The 860-nt window shown below is 59.0% G+C and carries 1 protein-coding gene; it reads right to left on the bottom strand.

The features are described from left to right. Positions 1-658: LysR family transcriptional regulator (locus HLUSI_RS0112175; RefSeq protein ID WP_040503428.1), on the bottom strand; the 658-nt coding region annotated here is incomplete at its 3' end. Between the last annotated feature and the right edge of the window lie 202 nt (positions 659-860).

Below are 860 nucleotides of genomic sequence, written 5' to 3'. Positions count from 1 at the left end.
ACATACCGCCGCGCGCGCGCGCATCGGGACAGCCTGCCAGTTCGAACCAGCGCGACCATGCTTCCGGACGGCCGGTCTTGTGCATCAGCACGTAGTCCAGCAAATCGGCCGGCTTGCGGCAATGCTTGCCGCCGATCAACTGCGGGCTGCAGATCGGGATCAGTTCCTCGGTAAATAAATAGGTGCTGGTGGCGTTGGCCCAGACCGGATGATCGAAATGGATGGCAGCGTCGAACGGCGCTTCCGAAAACAGGAAAGGCTCTTCACGCGCGGCAACATGGATCGTGACCTCGGGATGCAGTGCGTTGAACTCATGCAGGCGCGGCATCAGCCACTTCAATGCAAACGTCGGCAACACCGCCAGCTCGAGTGAAATGCGCCCGGCGTCGTGCGCCATGGTCAACGTGGTGTCCATCTCGAGCTTGTCCAGGCTCTCCTGCACCCGCTGGCTGTAGCTCTTGCCGGCGTCGGTCAGCTGCAGTCTTTTCTTGACGCGGGTGAACAGCTGGACGCCGAGATACTCCTCCAGCAAAGCGATCTTCCGGCTGATTGCGCTCTCGGTGAACGACAGCTCGTCGGCCGCGCGGGTGAAGCTCAAATGGCGCGCGGCAGACTCGAAAGCCTCCAACATGCTGGTGCTGGGAATTTTTCTGCGCATCGACTTTGTTCCGGAATGGCGCTACGTAACAACGATATATATCAATTGTGAGGTGCTGCTACTTATTTTAGCATTGGCCGTCGCTAGTCAATTCAACACAAGGACCGGTCGCAAGCACATCGCCACGCGCATTTCGCTTGTTGCGTCCACCAACGCGAACTAATGCAGAAGACATGCATGCCGAGGTCGCCGGCAAGGCCGT

Source organism: Herbaspirillum lusitanum P6-12, from assembly GCF_000256565.1.
GTDB lineage: Bacteria > Pseudomonadota > Gammaproteobacteria > Burkholderiales > Burkholderiaceae_D > Herbaspirillum > Herbaspirillum lusitanum.
This window is presented reverse-complemented; position numbering and strand designations above follow the sequence as displayed.